A 15,117-nucleotide genomic window follows, 5' to 3' on the forward strand; every position below is an offset into this window, starting at 1 on the left:
GGGGGAGAAGTGTCCTAGTTGACCTGGTTGATGATGGTCTCGGCAACCTCGCGCATGCTGAGGCGGCGGTCCATGGAGGTCTTCTGGATCCAGCGGAAAGCTTCCGGCTCCGTCAGGCCCATCTTGGTGGTCAGGAGGCTCTTGGCGCGTTCGACAAGTTTGCGGGTGGCGAACTGCTCCTGCAGGTCGGTCACTTCACTTTCGAGGGCCTTGATTTCCTCGTGGCGGGAGAGCGCGATTTCCAGGGCGGGGATGAGGTCCGCGGGGGTGAACGGCTTGACGACGTAGGCCATGGCCCCGGCGTCGCGGGCGCGTTCGACGAGTTCCTTCTGGCTGAACGCGGTCAGCAGGACGACGGGGGCGATCCGGGCCTTGACGATCTTCTCTGCGGCGGTGATGCCGTCCATGACGGGCATCTTGACGTCCATCAGGACCAGGTCCGGCTTGAGTTCTTCGGCGAGCTGCACGGCCTTCTCGCCGTTGTCCGCTTCGCCGACGACGTCGTAGCCCTCGCCCCGCAGGATCTCGATGATGTCGAGCCGGATGAGGGTCTCGTCCTCGGCGACGACCACGCGGCGCGCCGGTTTGGACGTGGGGTTTGACTCCGTCTGTTCTGACACGGGAACTCCTTGGAAAGGTACGGCGGGAACTAGACCATCTTAGGTTGTCACCGCTGCTGTACTGGGACCGGATTGGTTCGATGCGGCGTCACTGGCGCGATTCTGGAATTCAGCCTATCTGCATGTAGAGTAATTTCGCGCACTGGAAGCGATCGCGTTGCTCACAGCACTGTGGTTGGGCGATTATGACACCGGTGTACTCCGCGCCCGAGTGGCGGAATTGGCAGACGCGCCGCACTCAAAATGCGGTATCGAAAGGTGTGTGGGTTCGAGTCCCACCTCGGGCACAGTGTTTCCGCAGGTCAGGGGCTTTCCGGTGTTTTTTTCGTGTGGACAGTGTCCACACTCTTGCCTCTGACCTAATGTTCCGGGTGTGTGGGGTCCCGGAAACGGCCTATTCGGTTGTGTGGGGGAGCGGCTGACTACAGGGGACCGGGTACCTCCCTCCGGGGCCCTTGTGCGTGTTCATACTCGTTCGTCCTTCCCTTTGTTTTTCGCGTTCACCACTTCATGGTGGCCAGGGACGCGTACAACATGATTTGCTGATTGCCTTTTTTGATCGATCTGGGATTGCGGCCGATCCGGAATTTTTGCTCTGATACCTGTTCATGCAGGAATGCGGGGGGAACGGCATGACTCGGCAACTGCTTCGGAGCTGATCATGAGCTCGCTTAGCCTGGCCAGTCGGTAGGCGGCCCGGTTTCGAGGGCGATTCGCAGGGACTGGTGGTTTTGCTGTCATGGCCTTCCCACCAGTTACCTCACCGCGGCACTTACCGGAAGTGACCTGCACGTTATTCACGGTGCACAGCACGGCTGCAACGTGAGTGACCCCGATGAATTCAACCAGGCATTGCTGGACTCCTACAAAAATAGCGGTCCAGCGCCACAGTCGCGGACCATTGAACCATCGAATGTGGTGAGGCGCCCATCAGGGCGCCTCACCACCTTCTAGGTTCTTCCTGTAGGGACGCCGTCTCCCTCATTGCTTGAGCCAGCAAGCCATGCCGTTCAGAAACCCGACAGCCGCCAATAACTGCTATTTAGACACTTCCTCCGCACCGGAAACGCCCACACCCGAGGGTGCGGGCGTATGCGCTGACAGGCCCTGTCTTATGCGGCGCACGCGGTACCGGCACCGCGGCCAGCGCAGTGCTGATCTCCGGCCCGGTGCGGCCGGTGACGGCGGCGAGGCCCCCGCCAGCCACGGGCCCGCCCATGGCCACCAAGTGCAGTCAGAGACCCTACGTTTCACGCCGCGGCGGGGGACGAGTCCGGTGCCCGTACCCAGCGGCAGCCGCCGCCGCCGGAACTTCCGGCGGCGGTTTCCCGCCCCTTCCGGAGCGGGGTCGGGCGCCGCCCGCGCAACTCGAAAGCAGGAACAGCCCGGCCAACACTGCCTGAACGAACTTCGGTGATCCGGGCATCGCAAAGCCCAACTCTGTTCATACATCACCAACGCTGTCATCTGCTGTTCGCAGCGGCACCATCCGCCAACTTGGTTTTCGTCTAATTCAGGGGCGGGGTATCGGCGGGAAGGACGCCCGTCCCGTAAAGGTCGGTGGCGAGGTCGCGGAGCGCGCGCAGGGCCACACGCTGCGTGAACGGGCCGTAGGAGACCCGGGCTACCCCGAGGTCCTGCAGTTCGGCTGCGGGGAGGGCCCCCGGTGCGCCGATGACTGAGAGTTTTCCGCTGCCGAGTCCCTCCACCAGAGGCTCAATGACCTCGCGGGTGAGTGCTCCCGGCACGAAGACCAGCGCGGCGCCGGCGTCGAGGAACGCGCGGCCCCGGCTGATGGCGTCATCGATGCTGACCTTGATGGGCCTGTCACCGGCCCGTGCGATCGCGTCCGTGCGGGCGTTTAGCTGAAATGCGATGCCTTCGTCGTTGGCTGCGGCCATGATGGCCTGCACGCGGGCGACTGCTTCATCGAAGGGCACCAGCCGGTCTTCAACGTTGGCACCGACAACGCCGAGCCCGATAGCCCTGCGAATCGTCTCGGCCGGGTTGTCGTAACCATCATCAAGATCGGCCGTGACGGGAACGTCAACGGCGCCCACGATGGTCTTGATTCCTGCCAGCGCTATTTCCAGGGGCATCGTCCCGTCGGCGTAGCCGTACGCGGCGGCGATAGAGTGGCCCGCGGTCGCAATCGCCTTTGTCTCCGGCAACGCTGCGACCGTCGCTGCGCTGATGGCATCCCAGACGTTGACAACCCGAAGGATCTCCGGGGCCTCATGCAGAGCTTTCAACTGCTGTGCCCACTCTGACGTGTTCATGTTCATGCCGGTCATCGTATTTTTCTCCGTTTTCTGTTGGTCACTTGGCAAGGAAGCTGAGGAGTATGTTAGCGCCTGGGGATGCAGCCGCGTGGCATCACCGATGCCTACTACGACGAGCGCAACCTGTTGTTCGAGAAGACGTTGCCCCGGTAGGGGTTCCCGCCAGGACGTCACAATCACTCTTGCTACCTCCGTTGTTGGATGCGGGATTGGCGGCCTTAGATCGACCGACTTACGGGACGGTTTGAGGGCTCTATACGGGACGCCCCTTACGGTGCAGCCCCGGCCGGTCCTAGACCCGCGGCGATACGCTGTGGACCCCGAGTGGTACAAACGCCCCGAAGCCCTCATCCGGATGGAAGCAATCTGGCGTGCTTGGGAGCACCTCCGCACGGAGCCGGCCCTCGGCATCAGCACCTGGTGGCTAAACCACGCCGACCCCCACATGCGCGTCCTCATAGACAAAGAAGGCCCGTTCAAGAAATGCGCCTACGACGGACACAAACCACCCCGGTCCCAACTTCTCGTGTCGCTCCCTCAGACCGCCTGAGGGCGGCATTTTTGACTAAGAAATTTTGCCGACGACCACGACTAGGAGAAGTTTCGTTCAGTTGGACATCTCGCCCTGACTACACGCCGAAATGACCGCCTCCTTCAGGGAGCGTTTTGCAGACAAGGTGCTGCTCGCACCTTTGTAAAACGTTGAGGAGTGGAGTCCTTCGCTTCTTGTGGAAAGCCCAATAACCCCTTGCCGGACCCGTCCGGCTCAGATCGGGGAAACGAAACCGAAAAAGAATCGCAAAAAACATCGATTGGAGCAATGACAGAAAGCACTCCTTGCTGTGATAATAGTCGCGGCTCGGCCCCACTGGGTGGAGTTCAATAGGGCGGGCTCTTCGCTAGCCTGGGGGGAGATTTGCATGTTTAGAGTCGAAAAAACCGAGGGCAATCTGGTGCCTCGAGTAGCAGATGCCGACGCCGGCGTATATCTCGAATGGTTAGTAACAGGCAGCCGCTACACCACGGAAGTTTTCGAGCTGCTAACTGAAAGCGGCGGAATTCCTTTCACCACGTCGCGAGAATCCGACGTTGACGCTAAAACTGGACTTAGGTTCACGCTTTTCAAATTTAACACCTTTGGAAGTGCCCCTCGATCTCAAAGTAGAGCCGCGCACCTAGTCAATCGCACATTCAGCGACGAGAACGAAAAGCAATATTGGATGAAAATTGCAGTGGAGGCTCTGCTAGTCTTTGGAACTGCTTTCAATGGCTTGGATGCGCCTTACAAAGGGTTCACGCGAGTTGAATTGAATAACAATATCTACACGATTGAGGATTTCGGATATACGCTACACCATAAATAGAGCTATTTACATTGGATGATTTCGAGAAACTAGTTCGCCAGGCATCCGGGGCCCAGAGAGATGGTTCAACCCCACCTGTCGCTTATGCGGACAGCGGGCCAAGCAATCCGTAGGAGTGGGACCATCGCTTCCTTTGCAGAAGAACTTAGATCAAGGCTGGTAAAGACTTACAGACCATGGGAAACGTCGCCGCTGGTGACCGCCGGTGTCCAGGCTGTGCATAGCCGCCGGCCCCGTTGGTGAGGCGCGAGGCTGAGGTTCACTGGCGGTTGTCATGGCTCCGCCCAGGCGGTCAGCCGCAGCTCAGCTGGTGCTATCGAGGATCAGGCGCGCCGCCTCCGTTGGTTGGTCCCAGTGTGGGAAGTGACCGCAGTTTTCGAACCAGTGGAGCGTTGCATCCGGGAACAGCTCCGTGGCCCGCGCCGCCTCGCCGGGAGCGGTGACTTTGTCCTTCCGCCCCCATCCAATGACCATTTTGCCCTTGAGTGAACCGGCCGGTGCGCCTTCCTGGCGTGGTCCGTGAATCAGCGCGTTGAGGGCCGGGTCCAGACTGGTCGACGTCTTGAACCCGCGAAGCTCATGCAGGACCAGATCCTGCGGCAGCTTCCAGGGGTGGGCGGAGAACTGAGCCAACAGGGCCGTGCGGCCCACGGGGTTGCCCGTGAGGAAGGGCAGCGCCGGTTGGATGCGGCGCACCAGTGCGACGGATGCTTTGATGCTTGCACCAAAGATCGCTGCCTGGCGGTCATTCCAGAATCCACCAGGGTCCAGTGCGATCGTGGTGCCAGCGTGCCCTCGCCGAGCCATTTCCATCGTTATCCGGGCGCCCATGGAGCTGCCTACCAGATCAAGGTCACCCAGTTCCCCGTCGCGGATAAAGGCTTCGACGGCATCGGTCAGCGTGGCAATGGTGGTTTCGCCGGTCAGCGGCGCGGATTCGCCGCAACCGGGGAGGTCGACGGCGATTACATCGCGTTCAGCGGCCAGCGCCGGGACTACCGGGTTCCAGTTACCAATACTGGAACCGAGCCCATGGATCAGGAGGAGTGGCTTGCCGGAGCCTTGCCGGGTTGAGTGCAGCATGACTTCACTGTAGGGGCGCTGCAACATATATGGCTAAAAGTCATCTTACGAAAGGCCCGACGGCACAGCGATAGGCGATTAGGCAGCGCATCCAACACACCTCAGGTCGAACACATCGCCTGGCTCAACGAGCTTCCGAGTACGTGCCTTAAATGCCCGGAATTGGAGCCGGCGGACTGCTAACCAACCTCCACTACTAGACTCGCTGGAAAACACGATGCTCGCTGGATAAAGCGAGAAACTTTTGGGGGACAGCATGGTTCAAGGCGTGCAGGATTTGCGGCAGTATGGCATCCGACCGGAGGACTGGCATTGGTACCGCCAACACGGCCGGGTACGCCCGGATCGGTCGCCGCATTACCGGACCACGACGCGGCGGGTCGCTCGAAAGTCTGTGATCCTTCTGGCCTTAGTCCTCGTAGCAGTCGTGCTGGCCATGCCAGTGATTTACTGGACGGCAGTGATTGCTCATGTCAGCCTGTACCAGATTGCGCCGGCAACACTGGTTGTCCTTGTGGTGGGAGTGGCGTTGTTCCTCGCTATCTGCGTCGCGTGGGCCCGTGCAGTGCGCGAGGCGCGTGTCGAGGCGGTCAGGGAAGCCAACAGCGGCCGAATCTTTGGTGCCCCGGGCGGTGTGCTAGCCGCGGCGGCCAAGTTTGGTCAGGGCAGGGTGGAAGCAGGGGCCAAGGGCGAAGAGAGCACGGCGCTCCTGCTGGAGCTTTTGCTGCGAATCCCCGGGACCACCGTGTACCACGGGCTCCAGTTCCCGGGAAACGACGACGCCGACGTGGACCACGCGGTTGCCTTCGGGAACTTTGTCTACCTGCTGGACTCCAAGCTCTACCGCTGGGGACAGTATGAATGGCGGGCCGGCGGGGAGAAGGATCTACTTGTCCGCTCCGACGGCTACGGGCGCGGCAAGGCAAACTGGATGCACGCCGCCGCCGCCGGATACCGGACCCTGCTCGGGCCCGAAGTGGAAGTGATCCCCCTGGTCATGATCCATGGACGCCGCACGTCCGTTGGGTCGTGCAGCATTTCGGCCCACGGGGTCCATATGCTTACCGCCGGGGATGCGATGCAGCGGATCGGCGACACTGTTGCGGGATCTATCGGCCTCTGGCAAGACAATCCCGACGTGCGTGCTGCCCTTATCAGCAAGCTGAAGACAGGCTAGGCACCCCTTCTTCTCGGAGGTCTTCGCCGCCGATGTTGCCACCGGCAGGCAACAGGCAGTTTGGGAGATCAAGGAACAGCTACGGGTATGGCCTCGCACCGACTCCCTGGCCGAAGTGATCACCAATATCAGCACAGCATAGGCAGCGCGTCTTAAGCGCCGGAATTGCACCTGGCCGATTCGGCAACACTAGAGAACCGGTCATGCGGCTGTCGGACATTCGGACCATGAAGGGAATGAAGGGAGGCGGAATCGCTATGCAGAGACTGGAGACTCAGTTCGCCTTGCGGGCGTGGGCGTGGCCGGTAGTCCGTAGCGAGTGCGGGCAGGACTCGGTTGCAGTCGAGGTTGATCTTCTCCGGCAGGATCAAGTTTTCAGGGCGAAGAAGCGCCGCACCCTGTGAAACGCGGTGTGCGGCAGTTTGGGGGAGGCCTCTGGTGGGGAGAGTTGGGGGTGTGGACAGTGTCCACACTTTGGGTCACGGACTGGGCCGTACCGGTGCCGGACTGGCCCGGATTCCCTATGTTTGGGCGGGAGTCCAGTGTTTGTAAGGGCTGGAACCCGGTTCGAGTCCCACCTCGGGCACGTGTTTTCCCTGCTCAGGGGCCTGAGGGCCTCTGGGTGTGCACAAATCTCCTTTTGTGGGCCCCTGCGGGGGCCCATTTTTGTTGGTGGTCGTTGTTTCGGCGTCAGCCAGCCAGGGACTTTGAACAGACCATTCCACACGGGATCCGGCTTTTTGCGGCCCCGGAAGACGCCAGTATCGATGCCCAGTTCGTATTCCGCCCGTCGTGCCCGACTGAGCAAATCGTCGTACAGGTCATCATTCCGGCGGTCATATACGCGTAGTCCAAGGACTACCAGGAATCCGAAAACCGCTGCGGCCACCCTGACGGGGCTGTCCGCTTCCTCCAAGATGCCCTTCGGCGAGACGATTGCGGTCAAAGCCAATGCCGAGATTGGAGGCAGGAGAGCCAGCAGCTTAAAGCGGACATCCGTGAGCATTCGCCATGCCGTAGCGGCTTCGTTCAGTTCCGCCAGGAGCACCTTTCTAGAGACCTCATCGTTGGCGACGATCGGTACCGGGGTGAGTACCGGCAGACCAGAACACTTGTACGCCCGGTTCTTCCGATCCTTTTGCTCACGGGCCTGCGCGCCATCACTGTCAGGCTCAGGATCTTTGGCGCCTTCACCCGGGATGTCTGCCATATTGGTCCCTTCCTTGGCTTTCTGGGCCACCTGCCCCGCAACTCACCGAGCGAATTCCTAACTCGCCCATTGCACCTGCCTGAGCGTCACCGCTGCGTTACTGGCTGCCCCGCCCTGCCGTGCCGAAAATTTCCCATTACCTGTAGAACGCTGCCGTAACGCTGCCGTAACGCTTGCTTCCTACCGTGGTATTTGGCAGACCGGACTTCCCGAAGGCGGTAGAGCGCATGAACGCTAAGCACGAACATGAGCCACATGAAGGCGACGACGGCAACGGCGCCTTGACCAAAGACGACGAATACTACGCCAGCAAGAGCGGCGGCCGGCAGGATGACGGTGAAGGCGGCCACGCCCGGAGGCGCCTGGACGAATTACTCTCCCAGCGTGTGCCCGACCAACCGGATGCCGGGGAGACGTCCACCAAGGATTTTCCCGACAAGGATTCAAAGGCGGAACCGCCGTCTTCAGACCAGGCGCCTCCCCCTTCTAAGAAACAACCAGACAAAGGAGCACCCGGTGAAGGGTGAAGTGGATGGCACAGTCCCGGGACGGCTGGATTCTGGCAGTGATGAAGGCGCGGAACGCGATACGGCCGACGATGGGCTGCCGGGAGGAAAAGTCCTGCTGCGGCTCCTGCAGATTCTGGAACGAGAGGGACTTGACGAGGTGGCGGCCGAAACCATGGCCGTGACCGTGCCGGGGGAAGATCTTGGCCGCCTGACCCGGGTACTGGAAGGTTTCACGTCCTCGCCTACTGGCGACACTGCGGCAGCACCTCCTGAGGCGCGGGCGGGAACGTCCAGGGACTCCGCCGGAAGCCAAGAGGAGAGCCTGGCCCAGGCCATGGCGGAGGCAGCGGAGGCGGCGGGCCCGCCCACTGCGGCTGGGCCACAATGGCGTTCGTTGGGTCCGTGGACCATCCCGAACGGTCAGACATACGGTTCCAACAGGGTGAATGTTTCCGGGCGCGTGTCCTCCGTGGCCGTGGACCCCGCCAACCCCGCTCATGTTCTGGTCGGTGCAGCACAAGGCGGCGTGTGGGAGAGCTTCAACCGCGGCATCAGCTGGGCGCCCCGGACCGACTACGCAGCCACCCTCACAGTCGGTGCCGTAGTGTTCGATCCGACGGATTCAAGGACGGTGTTCTGCGGCACGGGTGAAGGTAATTTTTACTCATGGCTCGGGGCCGGAATACTCCGCTCAGCCGATGGAGGCAGCACCTGGTCCACCCTGTGCACTACACCGTTCGTGGGTCAGGGGTTCTACGACCTGGTCATCGACCGCGCCGACCAGCGCCATCTTCTGGCCGGCACAACCCATGGACTGTACGTTTCCACGGATCGCGGGGTCACGTGGACGCGCCGGCGAACCGCCCGTACCTGGTCGCTGTCGATGGCCCCGGCTGGAGGTGCCGCGGCGGAGATTCTTGCAGCCTGTCGTGACGGGCTCCACCGGTCCACAGATGGCGGCACCGGGTGGAATCCGGTAGCCCTACCTGGCGCACCCGGTACATTTGACAGGCTCGAAGTGTCGATCGCGCCGTCCAATCCCGACGTCGCCTATGCGTGGGGAGCCGCCGGTGCTACCGCGTACCTGTGGCGCCGCGCCGGTGGTACATGGACTGCCGTTGCCGCCCCGCCCGGCGTCAGCGTCAACCAGGCGTGGTACGACTGGTTCCTGTCCGTCTCACCAGACCGGGACAACCAAATCTACTGCGGTGCCATCGAAGTCCACCGGGGCGACCTCGCCGGAACAGCCTGGACTTGGCGTAACCTCAGCAACAAAGGCGCAACCGGACAGTCCATACACCCTGACCAGCATGCCATTGCATTCGAACCGGGTGCCCCCGATGCGATCTACATCGGCAACGACGGGGGCCTGTTCCGAAGCGCTGATCGGGGCATCACGTGGCAGCACTGCAACAACGGGCTTGTCATCAGCGAGTTCGAATATTTAGGCCAGGACCACGGATCCTCCCGATGGCTGCTCGGCGGTACGCAGGACAACGGCACTCAGCGCTGGACCGGGCCCTCCACTATGGAACATGTGGCCGACGGTGACGGCGGTGACTGCGGGGTCAACCGAAGCAATCCGAACACTGTCTTCCACACCTTTTACAGCATGACTCCCCAACGGTCCACCACGCGGGGCGGCTTTGGAACCTGGACCAGCATCTTCCCGCCGGTACCCGCTGGAGAGGGCAGCCTGTTCTATCCGCCGTTTGAAACCAGCGCGACCACGGGAGACACCATCGCAATGGGAGGTGACTCGCTCTACATTTCCCGTAACAACGGAACCGCGTGGACGCGCCTGGCGTTCCCTTCCGCGGCCCGTTCCAGTGCCCTATACATTCCCGGTCCGGACGACGTCTATGTGGGAACCACCACTGGCGGGGTATTCCACAGCCACTGGAACGGGACGTCCTGGGGCACGCTCACCGCCCTGACCTCGCCCCGCGCCAACGCAAACATCAGCGATCTGCATGTCCGGCCGGGCGGGAACAGGATCTGGGCGACTTCGACCACGCTAAACGGCGGACGGGTGTTCCGCTCCGATGACGGCGGAGCCGCTTGGACCGACCAGTCCGCCGGTCTTCCCCCACTCCCAATCAACGCCATCGAAGTCGACCCGGGCAACACCAACCGGTTCTGGGTGGCCGCGGACGTAGGCGTTTACCAGTCCCTTAATGCCGGTGCTTCATGGGCCGACTTTTCCAACGCGCTGCCGAACTCGATGATCGGCGATCTGATCTTCCATCCGCACGCTCGGGTGCTCCGTGCGGGCACCCGGAACCGCGGAATCTGGGAGATACCCGTTGACGGCTGGCAGACCCAGCCCCAAAACGGCATCCAGTTCACTGGCTCCCTCGCCGCCAACGAATCGCGCCGATGGTTCACCTTCAACTGGCCCGCCACCTGGCACATCGTCTGGACCGTGATGCCGGTGACCCCCCGTCCCGGTTCACCGCAGGTCAACTGGACCGTACAGGTGGAGCGCGCCACCGCTGAGTACGTCACGTACTGGATCACAGTACGCAATCTCACCCCCGCCCCGCTCACCTTTGAGGGCCGGTACAGCATCTTGAGCCGATACTGAGCAAAGGACAAAGACATGTGGACCAACATTCAATTCACCGGTTCCCTGGGCCCTGGGGCCTCCAACAGGTGGTTCACCTTCAACTGGCCCACGGCCTGGCACGTTGTCTGGTACATGATGCCCACCTCGCCACAGGGGGGAAATCCTCAAGTGGATTGGGACGTCGCGGTTGAACGGGCAAACGCCACGCAGTGCACTTACTGGATCACCGTGAAGAACCTCACGAACCAGACCGTGACCTTTGAAGCCCGCTACGCGGTCCTGAGCTAAGGAGACCAGCCCCATGCGCGTCGTCATTAAAATTGACAGCGGAGACGAGAAACCGGCCATTGCCATGAATTCAGGGAGCACGTCGCAGGAACCCACGGGTGCCCAGGGTACGGACGCCGGGTCAGTCCCGGCTTGGCCAGTCCCGGAACCAGGGATACCGACGTCCCGGGACTTCGCCGAGCATGACGCACTTTACGGCGGGGCTGCCGGAGCGGAAGGACAACCGGGACCGGCTCCGTCTGCCGCCCCATCCTCGGACCTGCTGACGAGGGCGGGAACCGTAGGAGCGCTTGACGGCGGTCCCGCACCGAGTGCCCCGCCATCTGATGCAGCGCCGCCACCTTTCACCGGGGCTCCCCCCTCTGCGGCATTCGCCGAAGGAGACGTTCCGGCCGACGGGCACTTCTCAGGCCTCGCTGTCGATATATCCGCGGGCCCCGCTCCAGCAGAGCCTGAGACCGATGACTATGTCACCACCATAACCGGAACCGGAACCGCAGAAGATGACGTCGAAAAGCCTGAACCACCGGAAGCCAAACCCGCAGGGAATAAGCCGGACCATAGGGAAAAGAAATAGGCCCGAGACCCAACGGGACCCGCTCCAAGGGCGGGTCGTCGGGATGACACGGAGATCCGCGCCATGACACCGGAGATCATAGCACTGACGCTGCTGGGAACTGCCTTGGCGTGCACGCTGTCCGCTTCGGCCGGACTTGGCGGTTCCCTCGTGCTGGTGCCAATGCTTGCACTAGCCATCGGCACAAAGGAGGGCGTGGCTCTGGCAGCCCTGCTGCTGGCGGCAAATAACCTGGTCAAACTCGTCGCCTACCGGGGCACCATCCCATGGCGAAAATCCCTGATCGTCCTGGTGCTGGTGGTGATCGGTTCCGCGTTGGGTGCTGCCCTTCTCATCGCCGCCCCCGAAACATGGGTGAGCGCCGCAGTGGTCTTAAGCATCGTATTGGCGCTGGCTGCCGAGCGTCTCAGACTCCCCGCGATGCAGAAGATCGGAGCACCGGTGCTTGCCTTGGCCTCCGGCGCGACCTCCGGGTTCTCGGGAACATCGGGACCGTTGAAGGGGGTCGCCCTGCGCCTACTCAGTTTGGACCGAAGCCACCTGGTCGGCGCTGCTTCGGTTGTTTCCCTGGCCGGAGATGCCACGAAGGCCAGCGTCTACGCCGGAGCAGGGCTGCTTAGCACCGAGTCTCTGCTGTTGATGGCGGGACTCTTTCCTGTCATGATCGCCAGCACCTTTTTCGGCCGGTATCTGAACTCACGGGTCGGAGAGCGCGGCTACGCGGTCCTCTTTTGGACCGTCATGGGCGGCTATTCCCTGAGACTGCTTGGCTTTGCACCCTAAGCCCGGTGGTCCGTCACGACGAAATGTACGGTCACACAATTCCCAGGAATGAGGGAACGTCAGATGAGCGCAGTGGAAAATGTAAGCCTGGTCAGGGAGCGGTCGGACCCGGCCGTCTACCTCATCGTCGGCGACACCAAATTCCGGATCGAAGATACTGCGGAATTCGCAGCACTGGGAATGCGCTTGGAGCGGGTGCGCATCGTCAGCGACGGATCCCTTCAGGGGTTCCGCGAAAGCCGGCTGCATGCACCCCCTGGCGTACGCCCCAGTGATGTTTTCTTTGACTGCCGGGAATCCTACGATGCGATAGACGGCAAGTACTACAGCAATTGCTGCTCGTCCAAACACTTGGTACGCAAGGACATACTCATCGCTGGGTGGCTCAGTGCCGCCCCATATTTCAACCGTGCCCCGCATGGACTGGAAGACGTGTTTTACGACCTGGCGCTTGACGCTGCCTTCCTGGACCGGATGTACGGAACCACAGGGCTAAGCAACGCGTTAGCGGGGGCACGATGGCCGGGAAATCCTCTGGCTCCCTTAGCTCTAACCATGGCAACGACCCCGGCCCCAGCGGGCGGGCAAGCCGGGACACCATACTCTTCATGGTTTGTGCCGGGCCTTTCGGCCGGAGGAACTCAGATACATCCCGAACTGCAGGCATGGCACCCCCAAGACCAACCACCGTTTGGCAGTTTTACATCGCACTGGCAGGGCCGTGGTCCCGCACCGGCGGCCTGGCGACCCCTCCCAGATGATTCGAATTCGTGGTTCCCATTCAACCCCCGGGATCCAGAGGGAACCGGTATATCACTGGCCGTCGGCGACTACGTTGTTATGCGGGGTTCGCTCTGGCAGGACCATGGCCACGGCCCAAGCTCGTGGGATAACGGTCCGACGAAAGGCCACAGCGGCTGGTCCGAAATTCACCCGCCCGACTGGATCGTCCGGGTAAGAAATCCTGGACCTAACGCCAGACTGACCGGACGCTCAATCGGGCTGAGCACGAATGAAGTCACAGGTGGTGAATTTCTTGAGGAGGCCGAAATAGTCCCGGACTTTCAGCCGTCTTCCCCGTCGCACTACCTACGGGTCAGAACGGTGAAAAGGGAAATCCAACCCGCGGCCACGTACAGTTCCACCTTAACCACATCCCAGATCAGCCGGGCATCCTGACAAGGTTGTCACCCGGTTCGGTGTCACGCCGACAGGTGGCTTGCAGGGCCGGGTCAAGGGTGCCGTCATTGTGGGCTGGGCCGAGCAGCACGTACGGGATCAGGTCTGGGTTGACGACTCCCTGCCCGCCGGTGCGACGGTCGGCAGCAGCGGAGGGGACAGCTGGGAGTGGACCCTGGCCGGACCAGGTCCCTTCACCAGCTATCTTGCGCACCGCTCCGCACCGGCGCCCGGTTTACACCAGCACTTTTTCTGGGGATCATCCCAGCCGCTCACTCTGCTGCCTGTCGACCGGATGTTCTGCATGGTCCACATGGACCCCTCGCTCCCCCCAGAAGAATTGATGCTTCAGTTTTTCGACGGTACATGGGAACACCGCGCGTTTTGGGGGGAAGATCTGATCGGGTGGGGAGTCCCGGGGACTGCCAGCAGGTTCAGGGCCGGAGACCTGCCCGCCAGCGGTGAGTGGGTGAGGCTGGAAGTTGACGCCGCCGCTCTGGGATTGAGCGCAAACCCGATCAGCGGAGTGGCGTTCACCTGCTACGGCGGTGCCGCTTTATGGGATTACACCGGAATAAAGCGAGCCCCGACCCGCGACGCCTCGTTCGTTTCACAGACGGTCCCCGATTCCTTGGTGACCGGTCAGATACAGGACGTCACCGTAACGATGCGGAACACCGGATCTGAAACTTGGACGCCGACCGGGCAGTATCGGCTGGGGTCGCAGGGCCCCCAGGATAACCAGATCTGGGGCCCGGCCCGCGCGGGATTGTCCGGTCCTGTCCTCCCCGGCGAAGAGGCCACCTTCGCATTCCGGATCACAGCGCCATCGTCCACAGGGTTCTTCCGCTTCCGGTGGAGGATGCTCCAGGAAGCAGTCGAGTGGTTCGGAGATTACACTGCCGACATCCGGGTTCGCGTCTTCTCTGGCACAGGTCCGGTCATGGTGCCGGATGTTACCGGCATGCGCCGGGCGGAGGCGGGCCGGGCGATACGGGAGGCGGATCTGGTACCCGCCTTCAGCGGTCCTGCTGGCAATCTCACCGAGGTGGGCGGACAGTCGCCGCCAGCTTTCAATATGGTGGAAAGAGGTTCCACTGTCAGGCTTCGGATGGTGAACATGGTCTGACTACAGACAGGGCCTGTCGATCTGTCCAGCCACCGGCGCCTCCAGCCCTCATCCTGTCAGGTTGAGTTCTAGGCCCGTCTCAGAATGAAGTCAAGACCTCCGGACCCGCTCGTCAGGTTGAGGTGTACCAACCTGACGTCTTTTCGGTTATACAGGTTAGCCTAAATGGCTCCACCTGGCAGATTCCTTTTGGCGGATCTACGGTCCAACTCACGAGGCGAATGTTCTCCGGTTGAAGGGAAAACGGAAGTCCGCGGAGCCGCCAGAGAACGTGGCCAAATTGAAACTGAGAACCAGAACAGCGGCTGCGTCCCGGTGGCCATTGCGGCAAACAGCGGCGGGCGTCG

At 61.9% G+C, this 15,117-nt stretch carries 11 protein-coding genes and 1 tRNA gene; 9 read left to right on the forward strand and 3 right to left on the reverse strand.

Annotated features, from left to right (window positions below):
• Positions 1-14 precede the first annotated feature (14 nt).
• Positions 15-620, reverse strand: coding sequence for an ANTAR domain-containing response regulator (locus tag AC06G6_RS08280; protein ID WP_301226264.1), 606 nt, complete (start codon positions 618-620; stop codon positions 15-17).
• Positions 621-825: 205 nt separating this feature from the next.
• On the opposite strand from AC06G6_RS08280, the gene AC06G6_RS08285 reads away from it, so the two are divergent.
• A tRNA-Leu gene (locus tag AC06G6_RS08285) sits at positions 826-907 on the forward strand.
• A 1,221-nt stretch (positions 908-2,128) separates the two neighbouring features.
• Here the strand turns inward: AC06G6_RS08285 and AC06G6_RS08290 are convergent.
• Positions 2,129-2,899: an isocitrate lyase/PEP mutase family protein gene (locus tag AC06G6_RS08290; RefSeq protein ID WP_479828596.1), complete on the reverse strand. Its 771-nt coding sequence runs from the start codon at positions 2,897-2,899 to the stop codon at positions 2,129-2,131.
• A gap of 103 nt (positions 2,900-3,002) precedes the next feature.
• Here AC06G6_RS08290 and AC06G6_RS08295 point away from each other — a divergent pair, with 103 nt between their 5' ends.
• Both AC06G6_RS08295 and AC06G6_RS08300 read left to right on the forward strand, forming a co-directional pair.
• On the forward strand, positions 3,003-3,452 hold the full coding sequence (locus AC06G6_RS08295; protein WP_479828598.1) for a DUF4913 domain-containing protein: 450 nt from the start codon (positions 3,003-3,005) through the stop codon (positions 3,450-3,452).
• A 370-nt stretch (positions 3,453-3,822) separates the two neighbouring features.
• Positions 3,823-4,266 (forward strand): hypothetical protein, encoded by a 444-nt coding sequence (locus AC06G6_RS08300; RefSeq protein ID WP_479828017.1) that lies wholly within the window; start codon positions 3,823-3,825, stop codon positions 4,264-4,266.
• A 303-nt stretch (positions 4,267-4,569) separates the two neighbouring features.
• On the opposite strand, the gene AC06G6_RS08305 is transcribed toward AC06G6_RS08300, so the two are convergent.
• Positions 4,570-5,349: an alpha/beta fold hydrolase gene (locus AC06G6_RS08305; protein ID WP_479828020.1), complete on the reverse strand. Its 780-nt coding sequence runs from the start codon at positions 5,347-5,349 to the stop codon at positions 4,570-4,572.
• A 256-nt stretch (positions 5,350-5,605) separates the two neighbouring features.
• On the opposite strand from AC06G6_RS08305, the gene AC06G6_RS08310 reads away from it, so the two are divergent.
• The 6 genes from AC06G6_RS08310 to AC06G6_RS08335 all read left to right on the forward strand — a co-directional run bounded on the left by AC06G6_RS08310 (position 5,606) and on the right by AC06G6_RS08335 (position 14,770).
• Entirely contained in the window at positions 5,606-6,526 is a 921-nt protein-coding gene (locus AC06G6_RS08310) for a nuclease-related domain-containing protein (protein ID WP_479828023.1), read from the forward strand.
• Positions 6,527-7,963: 1,437 nt separating this feature from the next.
• Positions 7,964-8,263: a hypothetical protein gene (locus tag AC06G6_RS08315; protein WP_479828027.1), complete on the forward strand. Its 300-nt coding sequence runs from the start codon at positions 7,964-7,966 to the stop codon at positions 8,261-8,263.
• Positions 8,264-8,720: 457 nt separating this feature from the next.
• The gene (locus AC06G6_RS08320) at positions 8,721-10,832 is read left to right on the forward strand and encodes a hypothetical protein (protein ID WP_479828029.1); all 2,112 of its coding nucleotides are present in this window, start codon (positions 8,721-8,723) and stop codon (positions 10,830-10,832) included.
• Positions 10,833-10,847: 15 nt separating this feature from the next.
• Positions 10,848-11,102 carry a hypothetical protein gene (locus AC06G6_RS08325; RefSeq protein WP_479828032.1) on the forward strand — a complete coding sequence of 85 codons (255 nt, stop codon included), beginning with the start codon at positions 10,848-10,850 and terminating at the stop codon, positions 11,100-11,102.
• Positions 11,103-11,742: 640 nt separating this feature from the next.
• Positions 11,743-12,462: a TSUP family transporter gene (locus AC06G6_RS08330; protein ID WP_479828035.1), complete on the forward strand. Its 720-nt coding sequence runs from the start codon at positions 11,743-11,745 to the stop codon at positions 12,460-12,462.
• 1,522 nt (positions 12,463-13,984) lie between these two features.
• Complete coding sequence (locus AC06G6_RS08335; RefSeq protein WP_479828038.1) at positions 13,985-14,770, forward strand: PASTA domain-containing protein; 786 nt, start codon at positions 13,985-13,987, stop codon at positions 14,768-14,770.
• The last annotated feature ends 347 nt before the right edge of the window (positions 14,771-15,117 follow it).

This window comes from Arthrobacter sp. CJL-S3 (assembly GCF_056711635.1).

Excerpts from the sequence above, each read along its gene's own strand:
- AC06G6_RS08295 (WP_479828598.1), top strand. The coding sequence starts at position 3,003 with ATGCCTACTACGACGAGCGCAACCTGTTGTTCGAGAAGACGTTGCCCC.
- AC06G6_RS08325 (WP_479828032.1), top strand. The coding sequence starts at position 10,848 with ATGTGGACCAACATTCAATTCACCGGTTCCCTGGGCCCTGGGGCCTCC.
- AC06G6_RS08315 (WP_479828027.1), top strand. The coding sequence starts at position 7,964 with ATGAACGCTAAGCACGAACATGAGCCACATGAAGGCGACGACGGCAAC.
- AC06G6_RS08310 (WP_479828023.1), top strand. The coding sequence starts at position 5,606 with ATGGTTCAAGGCGTGCAGGATTTGCGGCAGTATGGCATCCGACCGGAG.
- AC06G6_RS08330 (WP_479828035.1), top strand. The coding sequence starts at position 11,743 with ATGACACCGGAGATCATAGCACTGACGCTGCTGGGAACTGCCTTGGCG.
- AC06G6_RS08305 (WP_479828020.1), bottom strand. The coding sequence starts at position 5,349 with ATGCTGCACTCAACCCGGCAAGGCTCCGGCAAGCCACTCCTCCTGATC.
- AC06G6_RS08290 (WP_479828596.1), bottom strand. The coding sequence starts at position 2,899 with ATGAACACGTCAGAGTGGGCACAGCAGTTGAAAGCTCTGCATGAGGCC.
- AC06G6_RS08335 (WP_479828038.1), top strand. The coding sequence starts at position 13,985 with ATGCTTCAGTTTTTCGACGGTACATGGGAACACCGCGCGTTTTGGGGG.
- AC06G6_RS08300 (WP_479828017.1), top strand. The coding sequence starts at position 3,823 with ATGTTTAGAGTCGAAAAAACCGAGGGCAATCTGGTGCCTCGAGTAGCA.